This is a genomic window from Micavibrio aeruginosavorus EPB, assembly GCF_000348745.1.
In the GTDB taxonomy this organism is placed as follows: domain Bacteria; phylum Pseudomonadota; class Alphaproteobacteria; order Micavibrionales; family Micavibrionaceae; genus Micavibrio; species Micavibrio aeruginosavorus_A.
The window spans coordinates 812,280-829,481 of record NC_020812.1; the positions used below are offsets into that span (position 1 = coordinate 812,280).

12 protein-coding genes are annotated in these 17,202 nt (G+C 55.1%); 7 read left to right on the plus strand and 5 right to left on the minus strand.

All coding sequences use genetic code 11. From position 1 onward, the window contains the following. Positions 1–4: 4 nt before the first annotated feature. The 4 genes from A11S_RS03785 to A11S_RS03800 all read right to left on the minus strand — a co-directional run bounded on the left by A11S_RS03785 (position 5) and on the right by A11S_RS03800 (position 5,394). Positions 5–2,260, minus strand: a complete 2,256-nt coding sequence (locus tag A11S_RS03785; RefSeq protein WP_015467170.1) for an acyl-CoA dehydrogenase — start codon at positions 2,258–2,260, stop codon at positions 5–7. 157 nt (positions 2,261–2,417) lie between these two features. Further along, positions 2,418–3,377: a hypothetical protein gene (locus tag A11S_RS03790; protein ID WP_015467171.1), complete on the minus strand. Its 960-nt coding sequence runs from the start codon at positions 3,375–3,377 to the stop codon at positions 2,418–2,420. A 1-nt stretch (position 3,378) separates the two neighbouring features. Then, the gene (locus tag A11S_RS03795) at positions 3,379–4,395 is read right to left on the minus strand and encodes a DUF6782 family putative metallopeptidase (protein WP_015467172.1); all 1,017 of its coding nucleotides are present in this window, start codon (positions 4,393–4,395) and stop codon (positions 3,379–3,381) included. 3 nt (positions 4,396–4,398) lie between these two features. Beyond that, positions 4,399–5,394, minus strand: a complete 996-nt coding sequence (locus A11S_RS03800) for a DUF6782 family putative metallopeptidase (protein WP_015467173.1) — start codon at positions 5,392–5,394, stop codon at positions 4,399–4,401. A gap of 169 nt (positions 5,395–5,563) precedes the next feature. Here A11S_RS03800 and A11S_RS03805 point away from each other — a divergent pair, with 169 nt between their 5' ends. The 6 genes from A11S_RS03805 to A11S_RS03830 all read left to right on the plus strand — a co-directional run bounded on the left by A11S_RS03805 (position 5,564) and on the right by A11S_RS03830 (position 13,108). Beyond that, the gene (locus A11S_RS03805; protein ID WP_015467174.1) at positions 5,564–7,171 is read left to right on the plus strand and encodes a carboxyl transferase domain-containing protein; all 1,608 of its coding nucleotides are present in this window, start codon (positions 5,564–5,566) and stop codon (positions 7,169–7,171) included. Positions 7,172–7,288: 117 nt separating this feature from the next. Continuing rightward, positions 7,289–8,095 carry an enoyl-CoA hydratase/isomerase family protein gene (locus A11S_RS03810; protein ID WP_015467175.1) on the plus strand — a complete coding sequence of 269 codons (807 nt, stop codon included), beginning with the start codon at positions 7,289–7,291 and terminating at the stop codon, positions 8,093–8,095. Further along, positions 8,095–8,982 (plus strand): putative phage abortive infection protein, encoded by an 888-nt coding sequence (locus A11S_RS11655; protein WP_015467176.1) that lies wholly within the window; start codon positions 8,095–8,097, stop codon positions 8,980–8,982. Before A11S_RS03810 ends, A11S_RS11655 begins: the two co-directional genes overlap by 1 nt. A gap of 101 nt (positions 8,983–9,083) precedes the next feature. Next, positions 9,084–11,021: an acetyl-CoA carboxylase biotin carboxylase subunit gene (locus tag A11S_RS03820; protein ID WP_015467177.1), complete on the plus strand. Its 1,938-nt coding sequence runs from the start codon at positions 9,084–9,086 to the stop codon at positions 11,019–11,021. Position 11,022: 1 nt separating this feature from the next. Then, positions 11,023–11,925 (plus strand): hydroxymethylglutaryl-CoA lyase, encoded by a 903-nt coding sequence (locus A11S_RS03825; RefSeq protein ID WP_015467178.1) that lies wholly within the window; start codon positions 11,023–11,025, stop codon positions 11,923–11,925. 1 nt (position 11,926) lies between these two features. Next, a complete protein-coding gene (locus A11S_RS03830) occupies positions 11,927–13,108 on the plus strand; it encodes an isovaleryl-CoA dehydrogenase (RefSeq protein ID WP_015467179.1) in 1,182 nt (393 codons plus the stop codon). Positions 13,109–13,147: 39 nt separating this feature from the next. Here the strand turns inward: A11S_RS03830 and A11S_RS03835 are convergent, their stop codons facing one another. Then, positions 13,148–13,498 (minus strand): ArsC family reductase, encoded by a 351-nt coding sequence (locus tag A11S_RS03835; protein WP_015467180.1) that lies wholly within the window; start codon positions 13,496–13,498, stop codon positions 13,148–13,150. Between the two features lie 190 nt (positions 13,499–13,688). Here A11S_RS03835 and A11S_RS03840 point away from each other — a divergent pair, with 190 nt between their 5' ends. Continuing rightward, a complete protein-coding gene (locus tag A11S_RS03840; protein WP_015467181.1) occupies positions 13,689–17,156 on the plus strand; it encodes an indolepyruvate ferredoxin oxidoreductase family protein in 3,468 nt (1,155 codons plus the stop codon). Positions 17,157–17,202 lie beyond the last annotated feature (46 nt).

Here is a 17,202-nt window from a genome sequence, read left to right on the forward strand (position 1 = left end):
CGGCTTACCCGTTGCGAATGTCCGGTGATTTCACACGGTGCATGGCTGGCCCGGTCAGGGTTTTGTCAAAATAATCGACCTGAACGATATCATCGCGTGCGTCCTTCATCCGGCGGAGCAGGGCAGCGGTGCTGGCGTCAATCACACCTTTTTCCAGACCTTCATCCACCATCTTGGCGTAATCTTCGGTCTGGGACACGATGCCTTTCTTCGCGGCCTTGAACAACGTCACCTCATGCGGGTGGGCCTGGTGCGCCAGTTTGAACGTGTATTCCAGACGGGCGATATAATCGCCGCCCGTCGTCGGAGCATAGGTGTTCCACGTCAAATTATCGCGCGCTTCGCCGGGCTTGGACAGGGCTTCGGCAATTTTCGCATCCAGATCATGTCCCGGTTTGCGGGTCAGGCGGCCAAACGGGAACACCATCGGTTTCAACAACAGGCCAACCAGTTTGTTCGGGTGGTTTTCAATCACTTCGTGCAAAGCGTTTTCCGCCTTGTGAATGCAATGTGCGGCCGCCCATTGCATGAACGCCTTGTCACTGTCCTTGCGTCCTTCCAGCGTCCAGCGGCGCAGGACGTTCGAGGCCAGATACAAGTTGCTAAGCGCATCACCCAGCAAAGCGGATGTGCGTTCCTTGCGCATCAATGCTGCCTGTAACGTCAACATGGTGATGTTGGCGGTGAAGGAAAATGCCGATGCCAGTCGGTTAATCTGGCGATAGAACTTCTCATCCGGTCCGGATTGCGGTGCGTGGGACAATGCCCCGCCCGTGAAGCCCATAAAGAGAGAGCGTGCGGCATTGTTGAAAATATTGCCCAGATGTTTGAACAACAATTTTCCGGCAGCGTTCGCATCATCGTTCTGGGCCGCGCGAATTTCGTCCAGCGTGTAGGGGTGGGCCAGAAACGCGCCCTGACCAAAGATCATCAGGGACCGGGTCATAATGTTGGCCCCTTCAACCGTAATGCCAACGGGCACACCTTGGTACAGGCCACCCACCGGGTTGTTCGGCCCCTCGACCACGCCCTTGCCGCCGTGAATGTCCATGGCATCGATCGCCACTTGACGACCAGCTTCGGTCGCATGGTATTTCAAAATGGCCGAGGCCACGGCGGGGCGGGCCTGGGTTCCGGCGGCATGCGCCAGATCCAGATCCTGCAACGGCAATGTGCGCGCAGCATCGATCATATAGGTCAGGCCGCCAATACGACCCAACGCTTCCTGCACACCTTCCATCCCGGACAGCGGGGTGCCGAATTGCTGGCGTATAAAGCTGTATGCGCCCGTTGCGCGCGCGGCAAAACGCGACATGCCGCCCGCCGATGCGGGCAGAGAGATCGAGCGGCCGATTGACAGGCAATCAACCAGCATGTTCCAACCCTTGCCCGCGTATTCCGGGCCGCCAATAATGGATTCAACCGGAACCACGACATCTTCACCCCAATGCGGGCCGTTTTGGAACGGCGACCCCATCGGGCGGTGGCGGTTGCCGCGGGTCAGGCCCTTGGCATCAGCGGGGATGAGGGCAAGGGTAATGCCGATATCTTCTTGATCCCCCAACAGATGATCGGGATCACGCAAGCGGAAGGCCAAACCGAACAACGTCGCAACCGGGGCCAGCGTGATATAGCGCTTTTCCCAATTCAGGCGGATATACAGCTTTTCATCGGGGCCTCTAAAGACGACACCTTCATCCTTCAAATTGGTGGCGTCGGATCCGGCTTGCGGGCTGGTCAGGGCGAAGCAGGGGACTTCGCGGCCATCGGCCAGACGTGGCAGATATTGATCTTTCTGTTCCTTCGTCCCGTATTGCATCAACAATTCACCGGGGCCGAGAGAGTTCGGAACCATCGCGGTCGCCGCCACGGTCGCGCTGCGCGATGCGATTTTGGAAACGATGGTGGCGTGGGCATAGGCCGAGAACCCCAGCCCGCCATATTCCTTCGGAATAATCATGCCGAAGAATTTTTTGCTCTTTAAATAATCCCAGACATCGTCGCCGAGATCTTTCAGCTCATCCCGAATTTTCCAGTCGTCGATCAGGCGGCAGAGTTCTTCGGTTTCGTTATCGAGGAAGGATTGTTCTTCGGCTGTTAATGTCGGGGCGGGCGTGTTCATCAACCCGGTCCAATCCGGACGACCGGCGAAGATGGATTGTTCAAATCCAACCGTGCCGGATTCCAGCGCCGCACGTTGCGTGGGGGAGATGCTGCCGTTGACTTTTTTGAACTGCGCGAGGGCGAATTTGCCGAACATGGATCCCGAACTCCTGCCTGTGTTTTTATGGTTGCAAATGAGTTTAGGGTGCGGCGCAGGGCCGTCAATCACAACGCACTGTTTTTATGGCAAAATGGGGATTGTTTTGGGGTGATTTGCGCCGCAAATTGATGCTGCGGCGCAATATATTTTAGGCTTAGGGCTGGCTCTGTTCCCGGATCAGTTGTTTGGCCAGATCCCGATACCGTTCAAAGCTTTTTTGATATTCGTTCAGTTGCTGATTTTTGCGGATGCCTGTGCGGTCCGCAAGCCAGCGGGAGAAGGTGGCCGCATCCATCGCGGAGATGGTTGGGTGAATTTGGAGCCTCTGGATATCAACCATAAAATAGCTGCGGTGCAGGACGATCTGATGATCCGCGCTCATCGGGGTGAAATGGGTGTGGAGAACATTCTGCGGCGTGTCTTTTTTCTGCAACGCGTCTTTTAACGCCACCGCGCCGTTCCTTAAAAACGGGACCACGTTGGTCGTATGTTTTTGTTCATACGCCTTGAAGCGTGTGTTGATTTCAACAAAGCATGGTTCATAGGCATCTTTGAACATGTCCCGCAACGGTGCCGGGCGCAGGGCGTAGGTATAGGCTGTTTTATAGCCATATGTTGTGAAGCCTTGCGCCGGATTGATCAGATTTTCGCCCGTGGCGTCCTTATGACCAGCGACGAAAGCAGCGGTCTGGGCGCAACTTTCGACCTCTTCCAGATGCAGGGCGTTAAAACGGGCAACGGGCGGAAGGGTAACCGTTTCAATATCAAACATCGTTTTGCGCCAGTGGTGGTGCATTTCATGAACGATCATAACGGTGGTTTTGTCGTCCTTGTATGCGGGTGATGCCTGAATCAGGTCATTGCCATAGGAGGCCGATGTTTTGTTTTTCAGCGTATCGGTCCATTCAAATTTCAGGTTGGTTTTGGATCCGTGCTGGTACAGATATTCCCCGTGTGGGGTACGGCGGATGGTTTGGATAATGGATTGAAGGCGCGCATCCCCCTTGGCTGGAATATCGGCAAAATCAATCGTCGTGTCATTCGCCTGCGCTGCGCCCATAAACATGGGGAACAGCAGGGGGGTAAATGCAGAAGCAAAGCGTTTTTTCATCATATTATCCTTGTGGAAACAAACCGGATTCTAATGCGGATTTTGGGGTTTTGTTGATGGTTTCAAGCAATTTTTCCGCCGTGCGATCCAAATCCGCGTCGGCCTGATTTAATTTTTCCGGCTCTTGCGTGGAAACGTTCCGGTTAAACCATGTTTTAAAATCATCGCGGGTCATGGACTGGATGGTTGTGATGGGCGTGTTGTGAACCAGATCGGTCGTGAAATGCTGTCGGTGCATATGGGTTATTTGTGCGGGGCTGATCCGGTTGAAATATTCATGATACACAGAGGATGCAGTTTGGGAATCTGTCGCATTTTCCGCCTGTTTGACGACGATGTCGCGAACGTCAGAGACAAAATTAATGTGTTTTTTGTGGTAAATTTTCACCTGTGCAAAACAGGGTTCATACGCATCGCGCACATAATTCCGATCTTGCGGGTCCATGTCGGCATAATCGCGGGCAATGCCGGCCCCATAGCCTGGTCGCCATATAAATTTGATCGCCAGACGCTCCCCCGTCGCATCTTTATGCGCGGCGGCGAAGTGGGCGGTATAGGCACAGGCATCAACCTCGCGCAATTGTGCGCTGTAATATTGGTCGTGCGGCTTCATCCGCGCATAGGGAACGGGGATTTCCGAGAGTTGCCAGTGATGGCGTATTTCATGAACCAGCGTAGCCAGTGCATGATCGTCCGATAGGTCTGTGTACAGAAAACTCGTATTTTCTTTATAGAAGCCGAGGGCGCTATCGGTTTTTTTGTTGTACCACGTGAATGCCATATTGGTGCGGGCGGCGTATTGGTACAATTCTTCGCCCGCCGCCGATTGCCGCATCCGGCGGACCAGATATTGAATGCGCGGATCACCGCTGGTCTGAATATGCGCGAATGATTGGGTGGCGCCAATGTTCTCGGTTCCGGCGTGGGGGCTGGGGTCTTCATGGGCGGCCATAAAAATACCCGCAATACCCAGTGCGCAGGCCCCGATCAAACCGGCAATGATTTTATCAAAACGACGCACGGGTCAGCTTCCCGGTTTTGGAGCAGGGAGGGAATCTTTTATAACCTGACGGTAATAATTGAAGGCATTTTGCGTCTCCTGTACCGCGGCATTTTCGGCGGACCGGGATTGGGTTTCAATCCATCCCATAAAATCCGCATCATCCATTGCGGCGATATCGGGATGAATGGTTCCGGTTTTTGTGTCGGTGACAAAGAAAGACCGGAACAGCTTGGCTTTTTCCGCCAATGTCGCCGTTTTAAAATGGGTGTTAAATACGGTTTCGAGATTTTTCACATCACTTTTCTTTAATGCGTCCAGCGCGGCATAGGCTGGTCGTGTCATAATGGAAATGTGCGTTTTTTGATATTGATGAAAGACGGGCGCATTGATTTCGGCAAAGCATTTTTCATACGTGTCGTGCAAATACAGCCGGGTTGTTTTTGCGCGGCGGGCATAATCCTCGGCAATTTTATCGCCGAATGCGGATTGTGCATTTTTAATCGGGGGCAGGGGCTTGCCCGTGGCATCGGCGTGTGCGGCGGCAAAAATGGCCGTTTTGGCACAGGCATCCACCTCAACCATCCGGGCCAGATGGTAACGGTCAACCGGGTCCAGTTTCCATTGGTGCGGCTTCAATGTTTCGCCCTGCCAATGGTGGTACAGTTCGTGAACGATGGCCAAGACGGTTCGGCTTTTCGTGTGGTCGGCCTGCATGGTGGTCAGACCGGATTCATACGTGCCCAGCGGGGCCAGCGGATTGCGGGGACGCCATTCAAAAACGGCCCCCGTGCTGGCGGCATGTTGGTACAAGGCTTCGCCCTCTGGCGATTGGCGAATGGTGGCAATGATGGATTGCAACCGTTTATCCCCTTTGGCCGGAATGTCGGCAAACGGGATCAGGGTGTTGAGCGTTTCCGCATCATCCGGGGCCGTATACAGCGCATAGCCCACAGCGGCCACGCTGGTAAACGCGGCGTAGGCCAGGGCTGCGAAGGGGTTAATGCGTCGATGTGTCACGGCTAAGTCCCTGTTTTTATAATAATCCGGGGTCAAAATGCCATAATTTCCATAAAAATACCAGCTTTTTCTCTGTTGTGCGCAGGTGGGGCCGGGGCCTTGCCCGGTGGGCCGTATGCCCTTAATCTGGCGGCAAAATTTAAGGATAAAAAGGGAAGGACTTACCGACATGACCCGCCTGAACAGCGCCATCAGCGCCGAAAGCCCGGAATACACCAAAAACCGCGAAGCCATGCTGGCCCTGGTCGCCGATTTGCGCGCCAAAATCGCGGTGATTGAACAGGGCGGTGGGGACAAGGCACGGGATCGCCATACCTCCCGTGGCAAACTTCTCCCCCGCGACCGGATCAGCCGTTTGCTGGACCCGGGTTCACCCTTCCTCGAACTCTCGCAAATGGCCGCGTATAAAGTGTACGCCGATGACGTGCCTGCCGCCGGAATCATCACCGGCATTGGCCGCGTGGCGGGGCAGGAATGCGTGATCGTGTGCAACGATGCCACGGTGAAGGGCGGAACGTACTATCCCCTGACCGTGAAAAAACACATCCGCGCGCAGGAAGTGGCCGAACAAAATAATCTGCCCTGCATCTATCTGGTCGATAGCGGCGGCGCGAACCTGCCGAACCAGGATGAAGTCTTCCCCGACCGCGACCATTTTGGCCGCATCTTCTATAACCAGGCCAACATGTCGGCCAAGGGCATTCCGCAAATTGCCGTGGTCATGGGGTCATGCACGGCGGGCGGCGCGTATGTGCCCGCCATGTCGGATGAAAGCGTGATTGTGAAGGAGCAGGGGACCATCTTTCTCGCCGGCCCGCCATTGGTGAAGGCCGCAACGGGCGAAGATGTCACCGCCGAAGATCTGGGCGGCGGCGATGTTCACACCCGCGTATCCGGCGTGGCCGACCATCTGGCCGAAAGCGATGACCACGCGCTGGATATCGCGCGCAAGATCGTCAGCCATCTCAACCGCCGCAAAGGCGGCGCTGTGCGGATGCAGGAGCCAAAGGACCCGTTATTCCCGGCGGATGATATTTACGGCGTCGTTCCGCCCGATTTGAAAACCCCCTATGATGTGCGCGAAATCATCGCCCGCATCGTGGATGGCAGCGAATTTGACGAATTCAAAAAACGCTATGGCACAACTTTGGTGACTGGCTTTGCCCATATTTACGGCATGCCGGTGGGCATTGTGGCCAATAACGGCGTGTTGTTTTCCGAATCCGCACTGAAGGGCGCGCATTTTATCGAACTGTGCAACCAACGCGGCATTCCACTGGTCTTCCTGCAAAACATCACCGGGTTCATGGTGGGGCAGAAATATGAAAGCGGCGGCATCGCCAAGGACGGCGCGAAAATGGTCACCGCCGTATCCTGCGCCCGCGTGCCGAAATTCACCGTGATTATCGGCGGGTCGTTCGGGGCGGGCAATTACGGCATGTGCGGCCGTGCGTTTAACCCGCGTTTTATGTGGATGTGGCCCAATGCCCGCATTTCCGTGATGGGCGGGGAACAAGCGGCGGGCGTTTTGGCCACCGTCAAACGCGCCGCGATGGAACGCGATGGCAAAACATGGACCGCGGACGAAGAAAAAGCATTCAAAGCCCCGGTCATCGACCAATACGAAACCGAAGGTCACCCCTATTACGCCAGCGCCCGTTTGTGGGATGACGGCGTGATCGATCCGGCCGATACGCGCCGCGTTCTGGGCCTGGCCATTTCGGCCAGTTTGAATGCGCCGATTGAAGACACGAAATACGGCGTGTTCAGGATGTAATTTAAAGCCGTCATCCCCGCCCCCGTGCGGGGATCCGGATGACCGGGGGAATGCGCGCCGCGTGGTCCCGGATCCCCGCACAAGGCGGGGATGACAAATGAAAAAAGGACAAAGACCATGAGTGAAAATTTTCAGGCGGGACTCGACAACGTATTGCTGGATATCCGCGACGGTGTGGCGACGATCACGCTGAACCGACCGGATGTGCATAATGCATTCGATGACCATGTCATCGCCGCCCTGCATGGCAAGCTGGATGCGTTGGCGTTGGAACGGGATGTACGGGTGATCGTCCTGCGCGGCGCGGGCAAAAATTTTTCCGCCGGGGCCGACCTCGTCTGGATGATGAAAGCCGCCAGCTATACCGAGGATCAGAATAAATCCGATGCGCTGGCGCTGGCCGGGATGCTGAACAAACTGCATTCCATGCCGCAAACCACCATTGCCTGCGTCCATGGTGCGGCGATGGGCGGTGGGTTTGGGCTGGTGGCGTGTTGCGACATCGTGCTGGCCACCGAACGCGCCAGCTTTGCCCTGTCCGAAGTCAAGATCGGCCTGATCCCCGCGACCATCGGCCCCTATGTGATGAAGGCCATCGGCGAACGCCACATGCGCCGCTTCGCCCAAACCGGCGAACGCTTTGGCGCAGGCACCGCGCACCAGATCGGTTTGGTGCATGAAGTCGTGCATGACGATGCTGCGCTCAATGACCGCCTAAACGAACTCCTCGAAACCCTTCTCTCCAACGGCCCCGACGCCGTGCGCGAAGCCAAGGCCCTATGCACCGAACTCTCCGGCCAACCCATCACCCCCAAACTCCTCGACCATACCGCCACCCGGATCGCAGAAATCCGTGCAGGTGGAGAAGCGAAGGAGGGGTTGGGTGCGTTTTTGGAGAAGCGGAAGCCGGGGTGGGTGAAGTAATGAGAAATCAGCCACAGGATAGCAAACAAAGCCAGTTAGATTTTGCCCGGCGTTTAGGTGTGTTTGCTTGGATATGTGTAGCCATCATTTTTCTGTGGTCTCTTTCTTGGATGTTGATTGATGTATCAATTGTTTCCGACGAGCTGAGGGGGCAATTCGGTGACAAGTTTGGTGCCATCAATTCTCTTTTTTCAGGACTTGCTTTCGCAACGTTGATTTATGCTCTGTTTTTACAGATGGAGGAGCTGCGCCTTCAACGTAAAGAGCTTGAGTTGACGAGAGATGAAATGCGAGGGCAAAAAGAAGAGTTTTCTGAGCAAAATAGAACACTTAAGCAGCAAAGGTTTGAAAATACATTTTTTCAGATGTTGTCTAAGCTGGACGACGCATTGTCTATGATTTCAATGCGAGTCCCATCTCGTGATTGGATTTTTGGGAATGCGGCGGTGCTTCGGATTGTGAGCTATATTAAGCAGGATGTAGTAAAAGATCGGAATAGGATGATTGCTGATGGGGGGCTGCGTAATGGAATAATGCGTGAAATTGTACAAAATGCTGTCGGGCATAATGATGGGGCGGTTGAGAATTATTTTGAATATTTATGTGTCTTAATGAAATTTGTTCATGAAAGCGAAGGCGTGGACAAAGCTTTCTATGCAGAGATTGTTAGAGCCCAATTGTCTTCTCAAGTTCGGAGCCTGCTTTACTATTATGCGGCAGGAAAAGATGATGGAGAACTTAAGCTGTATGCAGAGCAATATGGTCTACTTGCAAACTTTATTCTGTCAGCAAAATACTGCCCGAGTGATTGCCTATTGTTTTTCAGCGAGCGAGCCTACGGTGGAGAACGACCATTATATAATGCAGAAGCATTTCAAAACGGTTGATTTTATGAAAACACGCACCGCAACATTCCCCTCCCTTTGCCCATCCCCCTGAATTTGCTACTGTCCCTGACCGCATTTTACTCAAAAAGGCTGGGGCGTAGATGTTTACAAAGATCCTGATTGCCAACCGGGGCGAAATTGCCTGTCGCGTGATTGAAACGGCGCGGCGGATGGGTATTGCCACGGTGGCCGTGTATTCCGATGCCGATGCCCGCGCGCGCCATGTGCGTATGGCGGACGAAGCGGTGCGGATCGGCCCGGCGGCCAGCCGTGAATCGTACCTGCGCGGTGACATTATTATACAGGCGGCGAAGGATACGGGCGCGCAGGCCATTCACCCCGGTTATGGGTTCCTGTCTGAAAACACGGATTTTGCCGATGCGTGCGCGAAAGCGGGCATTGTGTTCATCGGCCCGTCGGCCACGGCCATCACCGCCATGGGGTTAAAGGACCGGGCGAAGGAGATCATGTCCAAGGCCGGCGTACCCATCGTGCCCGGTTACATGGGGGAGAATCAGGATTCCGCCACCCTGAAAGCCGAAGCTGCCAAGGTCGGTTACCCCGTGTTGATCAAGGCCGTCGCCGGGGGCGGGGGCAAGGGCATGCGTCTGGTCGAAGATGCCAAGGATTTTGACGAGCATTTAAGCGCCTGCAAACGCGAGGCCGCCGCATCGTTCAACAACGATCATGTGATGATTGAAAAATACATCACCCGCCCGCGCCATGTTGAGGTGCAGGTGTTTGGTGATAGCCACGGCAACGCCGTGTATTTGTTTGAACGCGATTGTTCCCTGCAACGCCGCCACCAGAAAGTGGTGGAGGAAGCCCCGGCCCCGGGGTTGAGCCAGCAGGTGCGCGAAAAACTGGGCGATGCCGCGGTGAAGGCGGTGAAGGCGCTTGGCTACACCAATGCGGGCACCATTGAATTCATCATGGATTCCAAAACCCATGAATTTTTCTTCATGGAAATGAACACGCGGTTGCAGGTGGAACACCCGGTCACGGAAATGATTACGGGCCTCGATCTGGTCGAATGGCAATTGCGCGTGGCGAATGGCGAAGCCTTGCCGTTGCGTCAGGATCAATTGTCCATCAACGGCCATGCGTTTGAAGTGCGGATTTATGCCGAAGATCCGGCGGAAAATTTCCTGCCACAAATTGGGCGCTTGACGGCGTTGTCCGCCCCGTTCGGCGTGCGGATGGATACGGGGGTTGAGGCCGGCGATGCCGTGTCCATCCATTACGATCCGATGGTCGCCAAATTAATCGTGCATGGGGCCAGTCGTGCCGAGGCGTTGCAAAAACTGTCCTCCGCTCTGTCGGGCAGCATGATTGCCGGGTTGGTTACGAACCAGGAATTTTTGGGCAATATTGCCCGCCATCCTGCTTTTATCGCGGGGGATGTGGATACGGGTTTTATCGCCCGTTTTAATGATGATCTGTTGCCCGCAAATTACGGCGTGGCCGATCTGCATGATTTGGCGATTGCGTCCGTTTATATCCTGTCCGGTGCCATGAATGTGGTTCAGGGCAACGATATTTGGGATGTGGCCGATAGCTGGCGCATGAATGGCACGCTGACCCGCACGCTGGATTTCGTCAATCGCGGCAACCATGTGAAGGTATCCGTGACGTGCGCGGGCCGTGATTTTGATGTGATGGTGGATGGAAAATCCGTGCGCGTATCGCGCGATGCGTTGACCCATGCGCGCATTGTGGCCGATGACAATGATTTAACCTTGGTCCGCGATGGCCGCGTTATTCGCCTGCATTTATATACGCCGGGTGCGGACGGCGAAGGCGAAGCGGGCGAGGGGCGCATTATCGCGCCGATGCCGGGTAAAATTATCGACGTCATGGTGAAAAAGGGCGCATCCGTGGACAAAGATCAGCCGCTTTTGATTATGGAGGCGATGAAAATGCAAATGACCATCCGCGCGGCCTTCGCCGGAACGGTCGAAGAATTGCCGGTGATTGCCGGGCAACAGGTGACGGACGGCGCGCTTCTGATTGCGATTGAGCAGAAGGAAGCAGCGTAACATGGCGTTTCCCACCCGCGTCAAAATTGTCGAAGTCGGCCCCCGCGATGGTTTGCAGAATGAAAGGCAAACCGTGCCCGCATCGGTCAAAATCGAATTGATTGGCCGTCTGGGCAATGCGGGTTTAAGCGTGATTGAATCCGGCGCGTTCGTATCGCCCAAATGGGTGCCGCAAATGGCGGATACGGCGGATGTTTTGGCCGGTATTGACCGCCGTGCGGGTGTGACATACCCGGTTTTGGTGCCGAATGAAAAGGGGATGGAGGGCGCGATTGTCGCGGGCGTTGACGAAATCGCCGTATTCGCCGCCGCATCCGAAAGTTTCAGCCAGAAAAACATCAATTGCACCATTGCCGAAAGTTTTGATCGCTTCGCCCCCGTGATGGATATGGCGCGCGCAAACAATATCCGCGTGCGCGGTTATGTATCCTGCGTCGCCGGGTGCCCGTATGAAGGGGCCATTGCGCCGGACGCCGTGGCCGATGTGGCGGCAAAATTGTTTGATATGGGGTGTTACGAAATTTCGCTGGGCGATACGATCGGCGTGGGCACGCCCATTGTCACCGCCACGATGTTGCGGGCCGTGATGGTGCGGGTGCCGGTTGAAAAACTGGCTTTGCATTGCCACAACACCTATGGCCAGGCCTTGGCCAATATTTATACCGGCCTTGAAATGGGTGTGGCGGTGTTTGATTCATCGGTGGGTGGTCTGGGTGGGTGCCCGTATGCCAAGGGCGCATCCGGCAACGTCGCCACCGAAGATGTTTTGTATATGTTGAACGGAATGGGCATCGAAACCGGGGTGGATATAAACGCGGTCGTTGACACGGCGTGGTTTATTTCCAACCATCTGGGCCGCAAGCCGGATTCCAAAGTTGCCAATGCGATGAGAGCAGGAGAGTGAAATGATCCCATACCCAACACTGAAATTCGGCCACGCCGAAGAAATCGAAATGCTGCGCGAGGAAGTGTATAAATTCGCGCAGAAAGAACTCGCCCCGCGTGCGGCAGAGATCGACCATAAAAACGAATTCCCCAATGATATGTGGAAGAAATTTGGTGACCTCGGGGTGCTGGGCATCACCGCTTCGGAAGAATTTGGCGGGGCCGATATGGGGTATCTGGCCCATGTGATCGCGATGGAGGAAATTTCCCGCGCATCCGCATCGGTCGCGTTGTCCTACGGTGCGCACTCAAATCTGTGCGTGAACCAAATCAACCGCAATGGCAACAAAGTCCAGCGTGAAAAATACCTGCCGAAATTGATTTCCGGCGATCATGTTGGTGCGTTGGCCATGTCCGAACCCGGTGCGGGGTCGGATGTTGTGTCGATGAAATTGCGCGCGGATAGACGCGGCGATCATTACGTCCTGAACGGCAATAAAATGTGGATCACCAATGGACCGGATGCGGATACGTTGGTCGTCTATGCCAAAACCGACCCGGATGCGGGTTCGCGCGGCATTACCGCCTTTATCATCGAAAAGGGCATGAAGGGTTTCACCACCGCGCAGAAGCTGGACAAATTGGGCATGCGCGGGTCCAACACCTGTGAATTGGTGTTTCAGGACTGCGAAGTGCCGGAAGAAAACGTGCTGGGCGAAGTGGGCAAGGGCGTGAAGGTCCTGATGTCCGGTCTGGATTACGAACGCGTTGTCCTGTCCGGTGGTCCGCTGGGGATTATGCAGGCCTGCATGGATGTGGTTGTGCCGTATTTGCACGAACGCAAACAATTCGGCCAATCGATTGGTGAATTTCAATTGATGCAGGGCAAAGTGGCCGATATGTACACGACCCTGTCCGCGCAACGCGCCTATGTTTACGCCGTGGCCGCCGCGTGCGACCGGGGCGAAACCACGCGCAAAGACGCCGCCGGGTGCATTCTGGCCAGCGCCGAAGCCGCCACGCAAATGGCGCTTCAGGCTATCCAATGCCTGGGTGGGAACGGCTATATCAACGAATATCCCACGGGCCGTTTGCTGCGCGATGCGAAATTGTACGAAATCGGCGCGGGCACATCGGAAATTCGCCGCATGTTGATCGGCCGCGAATTATTTGAAGAAACCGGCAATCGTCGCGCCGCGTAAATGATTTAAAAAACCCCGCCAATCCGGCGGGGTTTTTATTTATTTGAGCAGTTTTTGGTAATCATCGGGGCTGAAGCCCAATTGGATTGTTTTCCCCTTCACGATCAACGGGCGTTTGATCAGGCTGGGGTTATCCATTGCGGCCTTGATCGCCGATTTTTCGGTCATGCCGTCCTTCACATCATCGGGCAAAGCGCGCCATGATGTGCCCTTGCGGTTGATGACACTGTCCCATCCATGTTGGGCGATGGCGGTTTTTAAAACGTCTAAATCCGCACCTGCCTTTTTATAATCATGGAAATCATAGGCGATTTTATGCGCGTCCAACCACGCAAATGCTTTCTTCATCGTGTCGCAATTTTTGATGCCATAGATTTTGATGGGTGCCATAATGCGGGTCCTTGTGATGGAAAATTGCGTTCATGCTATGACACGCGCAATTTGGTGTCCAGCACGCGGGGGAAAGGCTTTGCGCATTGCACCAATTCGGGGCGTGCGCCCTAGAAAACCAAGGCGCTCTGCTGTAATTTATCGGCAATCAATAAAGAATCTATCAAATAACCATAATGCCGGGGACGATATGGCACAGGCACTGCGCAAGGTTTCACTGAAAGATAAATACGAGCTGCATGAAGGCGTGGCGTACATGTCCGGGCTTCAGGCTCTGGCGCGTATTCCGCTGATCCAGCGGCAACGTGATATCGCGGCGGGGTTGAACACGGCGGGGTTTATTTCTGGTTATCGCGGATCGCCGTTGGGCGGGTATGACCGCGAGTTGGTCCGGGCGCAAAAATATCTGGATCCGCTGAACGTGAAATTCGTTCCCGGCGTGAACGAAGATTTGGCCGCCACCGCCGTATGGGGTACGCAACAAGTCAATTTGATGCCGGGTGCCAAGGTCGATGGCGTGTTCGGCATCTGGTACGGCAAGGCCCCGGGCGTGGACCGCAGCGGCGACGTGATGCGCCATGCCAGCGCCAATGGCACCGCGCCCAAGGGCGGCGTTCTGGCCATCTTCGGTGATGACCATGCGTGCAAATCATCGACATTGTCGTGCCAGTCGGATCATGCGTTGTATGCGATGCAAATTCCGCAACTCTACCCCGCGAATATTCAGGAATTTGTTGAATATGGCCTGCTGGGCATTGCCATGTCGCGCTATTCCGGGTGCTGGACGGCGATGAAGGTGACATCGGAAACGGTGGAAACATCGGGCACGGTGGATTTGTCGCACGAAAATCGTGAAATTTTGATCCCCGATGAAACGGAATTCCAAATGCCAGCGGGCGGGGTGCATATCCGCCTGAATGATACGCCGCGCGAAATTGATTTCCGGTTGCAGAATTTCAAACTGTTTGCGTGCCATGCCTTTGCACGCAAGAACAAAATTGACCGCGTGATTTGGGATTCGCCCAAACCTCGTTTCGGCATTATCACATCCGGTAAATCCTACGCCGATGTGCGCCAGGCGTTGCAAGATCTGGGTATTACCGAAGAGATCGCGCAGCAAATTGGTTTGCGCGTGTACAAGGTCGGCATGACCTGGCCGTTGGAACCGATCGGCATTCAGAACTTTGTCGAAGGGTTGGAAGAAATTCTGATCGTCGAAGAAAAGCGCGAATTTATCGAATATCAGTTAAAGCAACAGGTCTATAACTGGGAAGCGGGCCGCCGCCCGCCGGTGATTGTTGGCAAATATGATGAAAAGGGCGATGTGCTTCTGCCCCTGCACAACGATCAATCGGTCGGTTTGGTCGCGCGCGTGATCGCGCAGCGGATCGAACGGTTTTACCGCACTGACCGGATCAACGAAGCCCTGAAATTCTACGAAGGGTACGAGGCGAAGGAACAGGGTTATGTTCCGCCGTCCCTGCGCCGTCCGTGGTATTGCTCGGGCTGCCCGCACAACACATCGACGAAAGTGCCGGATGGGTCGTTTGCCATGGTGGGCATTGGGTGCCATTACATGGTGCAATGGATGGACCGTAATTCATCGCTGTGCACGCAAATGGGTGGCGAAGGGGTGCCATGGATTGGATCATCCCCGTTCAGCGAAACAAAACATATCTTCGCCAACCTTGGTGATGGAACCTATTTCCATTCCGGGTCGCTGGCCATTCGCGCATCGGTGGCGGCGAAGGTGAATATTACCTACAAAATTTTGTATAATGATGCCGTCGCCATGACCGGCGGGCAACATGTGGACGGCGATTTGCCCGTCTGGCGTGTCGCCCAACAGGTGATGTCCGAGGGTGTGGCGAAAGCCTGGATTTTGACCGAGGATATGGGCCGGTACAAAGACCGTTCGCAAATTCCGGCGAATGTGGCCGTGATGGGCCGTGAATGGTTGCCGAAAATTATGCAGGAGTGCCGTGAAACACCGGGCACGACCATTATTATCTATGACCAAACCTGTGCCGCGGAAAAACGCCGCCGCCGCAAACGCGGCCAATATCCGGACCCGGCGAAGCGCGTGGTGATTAACCAATCCGTGTGCGAAGGCTGTGGTGATTGTTCCGTTCAATCCAACTGCATCGCCGTGCAACCGTTGGAAACCGAATATGGCCGCAAACGCCAGATCAACCAATCCATGTGCAACAAGGATTTTTCCTGCCTGAAAGGGTTCTGCCCGTCCTTCGTGACAATTGAGGGCGGTGAATTGCGCAAAAACGCACCGGCCAAGGCCGATGATGTGTTTGCATCCATCCCGATGCCGCATGTCCCGCAAATGACGGGGGCCTATAACGTTTTGGTCCCCGGTGTGGGTGGCACGGGCGTGTTGACTGTGGGGGCCTTGCTGGGCATGGCCGCGCATTTGGAAGGCAAATGCAGCGCCATTCTGGATTCCACCGGTCTGGCGCAAAAGGGCGGCGAGGTGTTGAGCCACGTCCGTCTGGCGCCGGAGCAAGACATGCTGCATAACGGCCACATTATTGCGGGCGGCACGGATTTGTTGCTGGCGTGCGATATCGTGTCCGCTGTGGGCAAGGCCGCGCATGAAACATTAAACGCGGACAAAACCATTGCCGTGGCCAACATCGACAATACGCCGGTCGCGGCCTTTGTCCTCGATAACCAGATGGATTTTAAAAACGACGACATTCGCGCCGAATTGATTGCTGCCACGAAAACCCAATATTTCGTCGATGCGACCTTGGCCACTGGCGTTTTGCTGGGCGATGAAATGGGCACCAACGTGTTCATGATGGGTTATGCCTGGCAAAAAGGTTTGATCCCGGTTGGGTTCGAAGCGATTGAACGCGCCATCGAATTGAACGGCGTGTCGATTGATGACAACAAAAAGGCATTCGCCTTTGGTCGTCTGGCCGCCCATAACCCGGCCTTGATGGATGAGATGGTGGCCGCCGCGCGTGGTCCTCTGGGTGAAGAGGGGATGTCCAAAACACTGGAGGACATCATTGCCAAACGTGTGGCTTATCTGACCGATTATCAGGACGCCGCCTATGCCAACCGCTATTTGAACGCGGTGAAGCGTTTCGATGCGTGGCCGGAATTGAAAGAGGCTGTGGCGAAGAACTATCACAAGCTCTTGGCGTACAAGGATGAGTATGAAGTGGCTCGCCTCTACACCAACGGCGATTTTATCAAATCGGTGCAGGCGCAGTTTACAGGCAATTATAAACTGACCTTCAATCTGGCCCCGCCGATCATGGAACAAACCGACCCGGCAACGGGCCGTCCGAAAAAACGCACCTTTGGTCCGTGGATGATGGGGGCGCTGCGCCTGCTGGCGAAGTTCAAGGGACTGCGCGGCACGGCGTTTGACCCGTTCGGTCATCTGAAGGACCGCAAGGAAGAACGCGCCTTGATCGCCGAATACGAAGCGATGATGGACGCCGTTCTGGCCGCCGTGAACAATGACAATGCTGCCCTGTGCCGCGATATTCTGGCCCTGCCGGATATGGTGCGCGGCTATGGCCCGGTGAAGGATGGCAATATTAAAACCTTCCGCGGGCAAAAGGCCGTCCTGCTGACCCGCTTGCGGGGTGGGGCGGGAGCCAAGCCGGAAACCCGCGCGGCGGCGTAGGTATTTTTACATAATCAAAGCCCTTCCCGTGTTGTTGTGCAATATG

Excerpts from the sequence above, each read along its gene's own strand:
- A11S_RS03805 (WP_015467174.1), top strand. The coding sequence starts at position 5,564 with ATGACCCGCCTGAACAGCGCCATCAGCGCCGAAAGCCCGGAATACACC.
- A11S_RS03840 (WP_015467181.1), top strand. The coding sequence starts at position 13,689 with ATGGCACAGGCACTGCGCAAGGTTTCACTGAAAGATAAATACGAGCTG.
- A11S_RS03790 (WP_015467171.1), bottom strand. The coding sequence starts at position 3,377 with ATGATGAAAAAACGCTTTGCTTCTGCATTTACCCCCCTGCTGTTCCCC.
- A11S_RS03810 (WP_015467175.1), top strand. The coding sequence starts at position 7,289 with ATGAGTGAAAATTTTCAGGCGGGACTCGACAACGTATTGCTGGATATC.
- A11S_RS03825 (WP_015467178.1), top strand. The coding sequence starts at position 11,023 with ATGGCGTTTCCCACCCGCGTCAAAATTGTCGAAGTCGGCCCCCGCGAT.
- A11S_RS03835 (WP_015467180.1), bottom strand. The coding sequence starts at position 13,498 with ATGGCACCCATCAAAATCTATGGCATCAAAAATTGCGACACGATGAAG.
- A11S_RS03785 (WP_015467170.1), bottom strand. The coding sequence starts at position 2,260 with ATGTTCGGCAAATTCGCCCTCGCGCAGTTCAAAAAAGTCAACGGCAGC.
- A11S_RS11655 (WP_015467176.1), top strand. The coding sequence starts at position 8,095 with ATGAGAAATCAGCCACAGGATAGCAAACAAAGCCAGTTAGATTTTGCC.
- A11S_RS03830 (WP_015467179.1), top strand. The coding sequence starts at position 11,927 with ATGATCCCATACCCAACACTGAAATTCGGCCACGCCGAAGAAATCGAA.
- A11S_RS03820 (WP_015467177.1), top strand. The coding sequence starts at position 9,084 with ATGTTTACAAAGATCCTGATTGCCAACCGGGGCGAAATTGCCTGTCGC.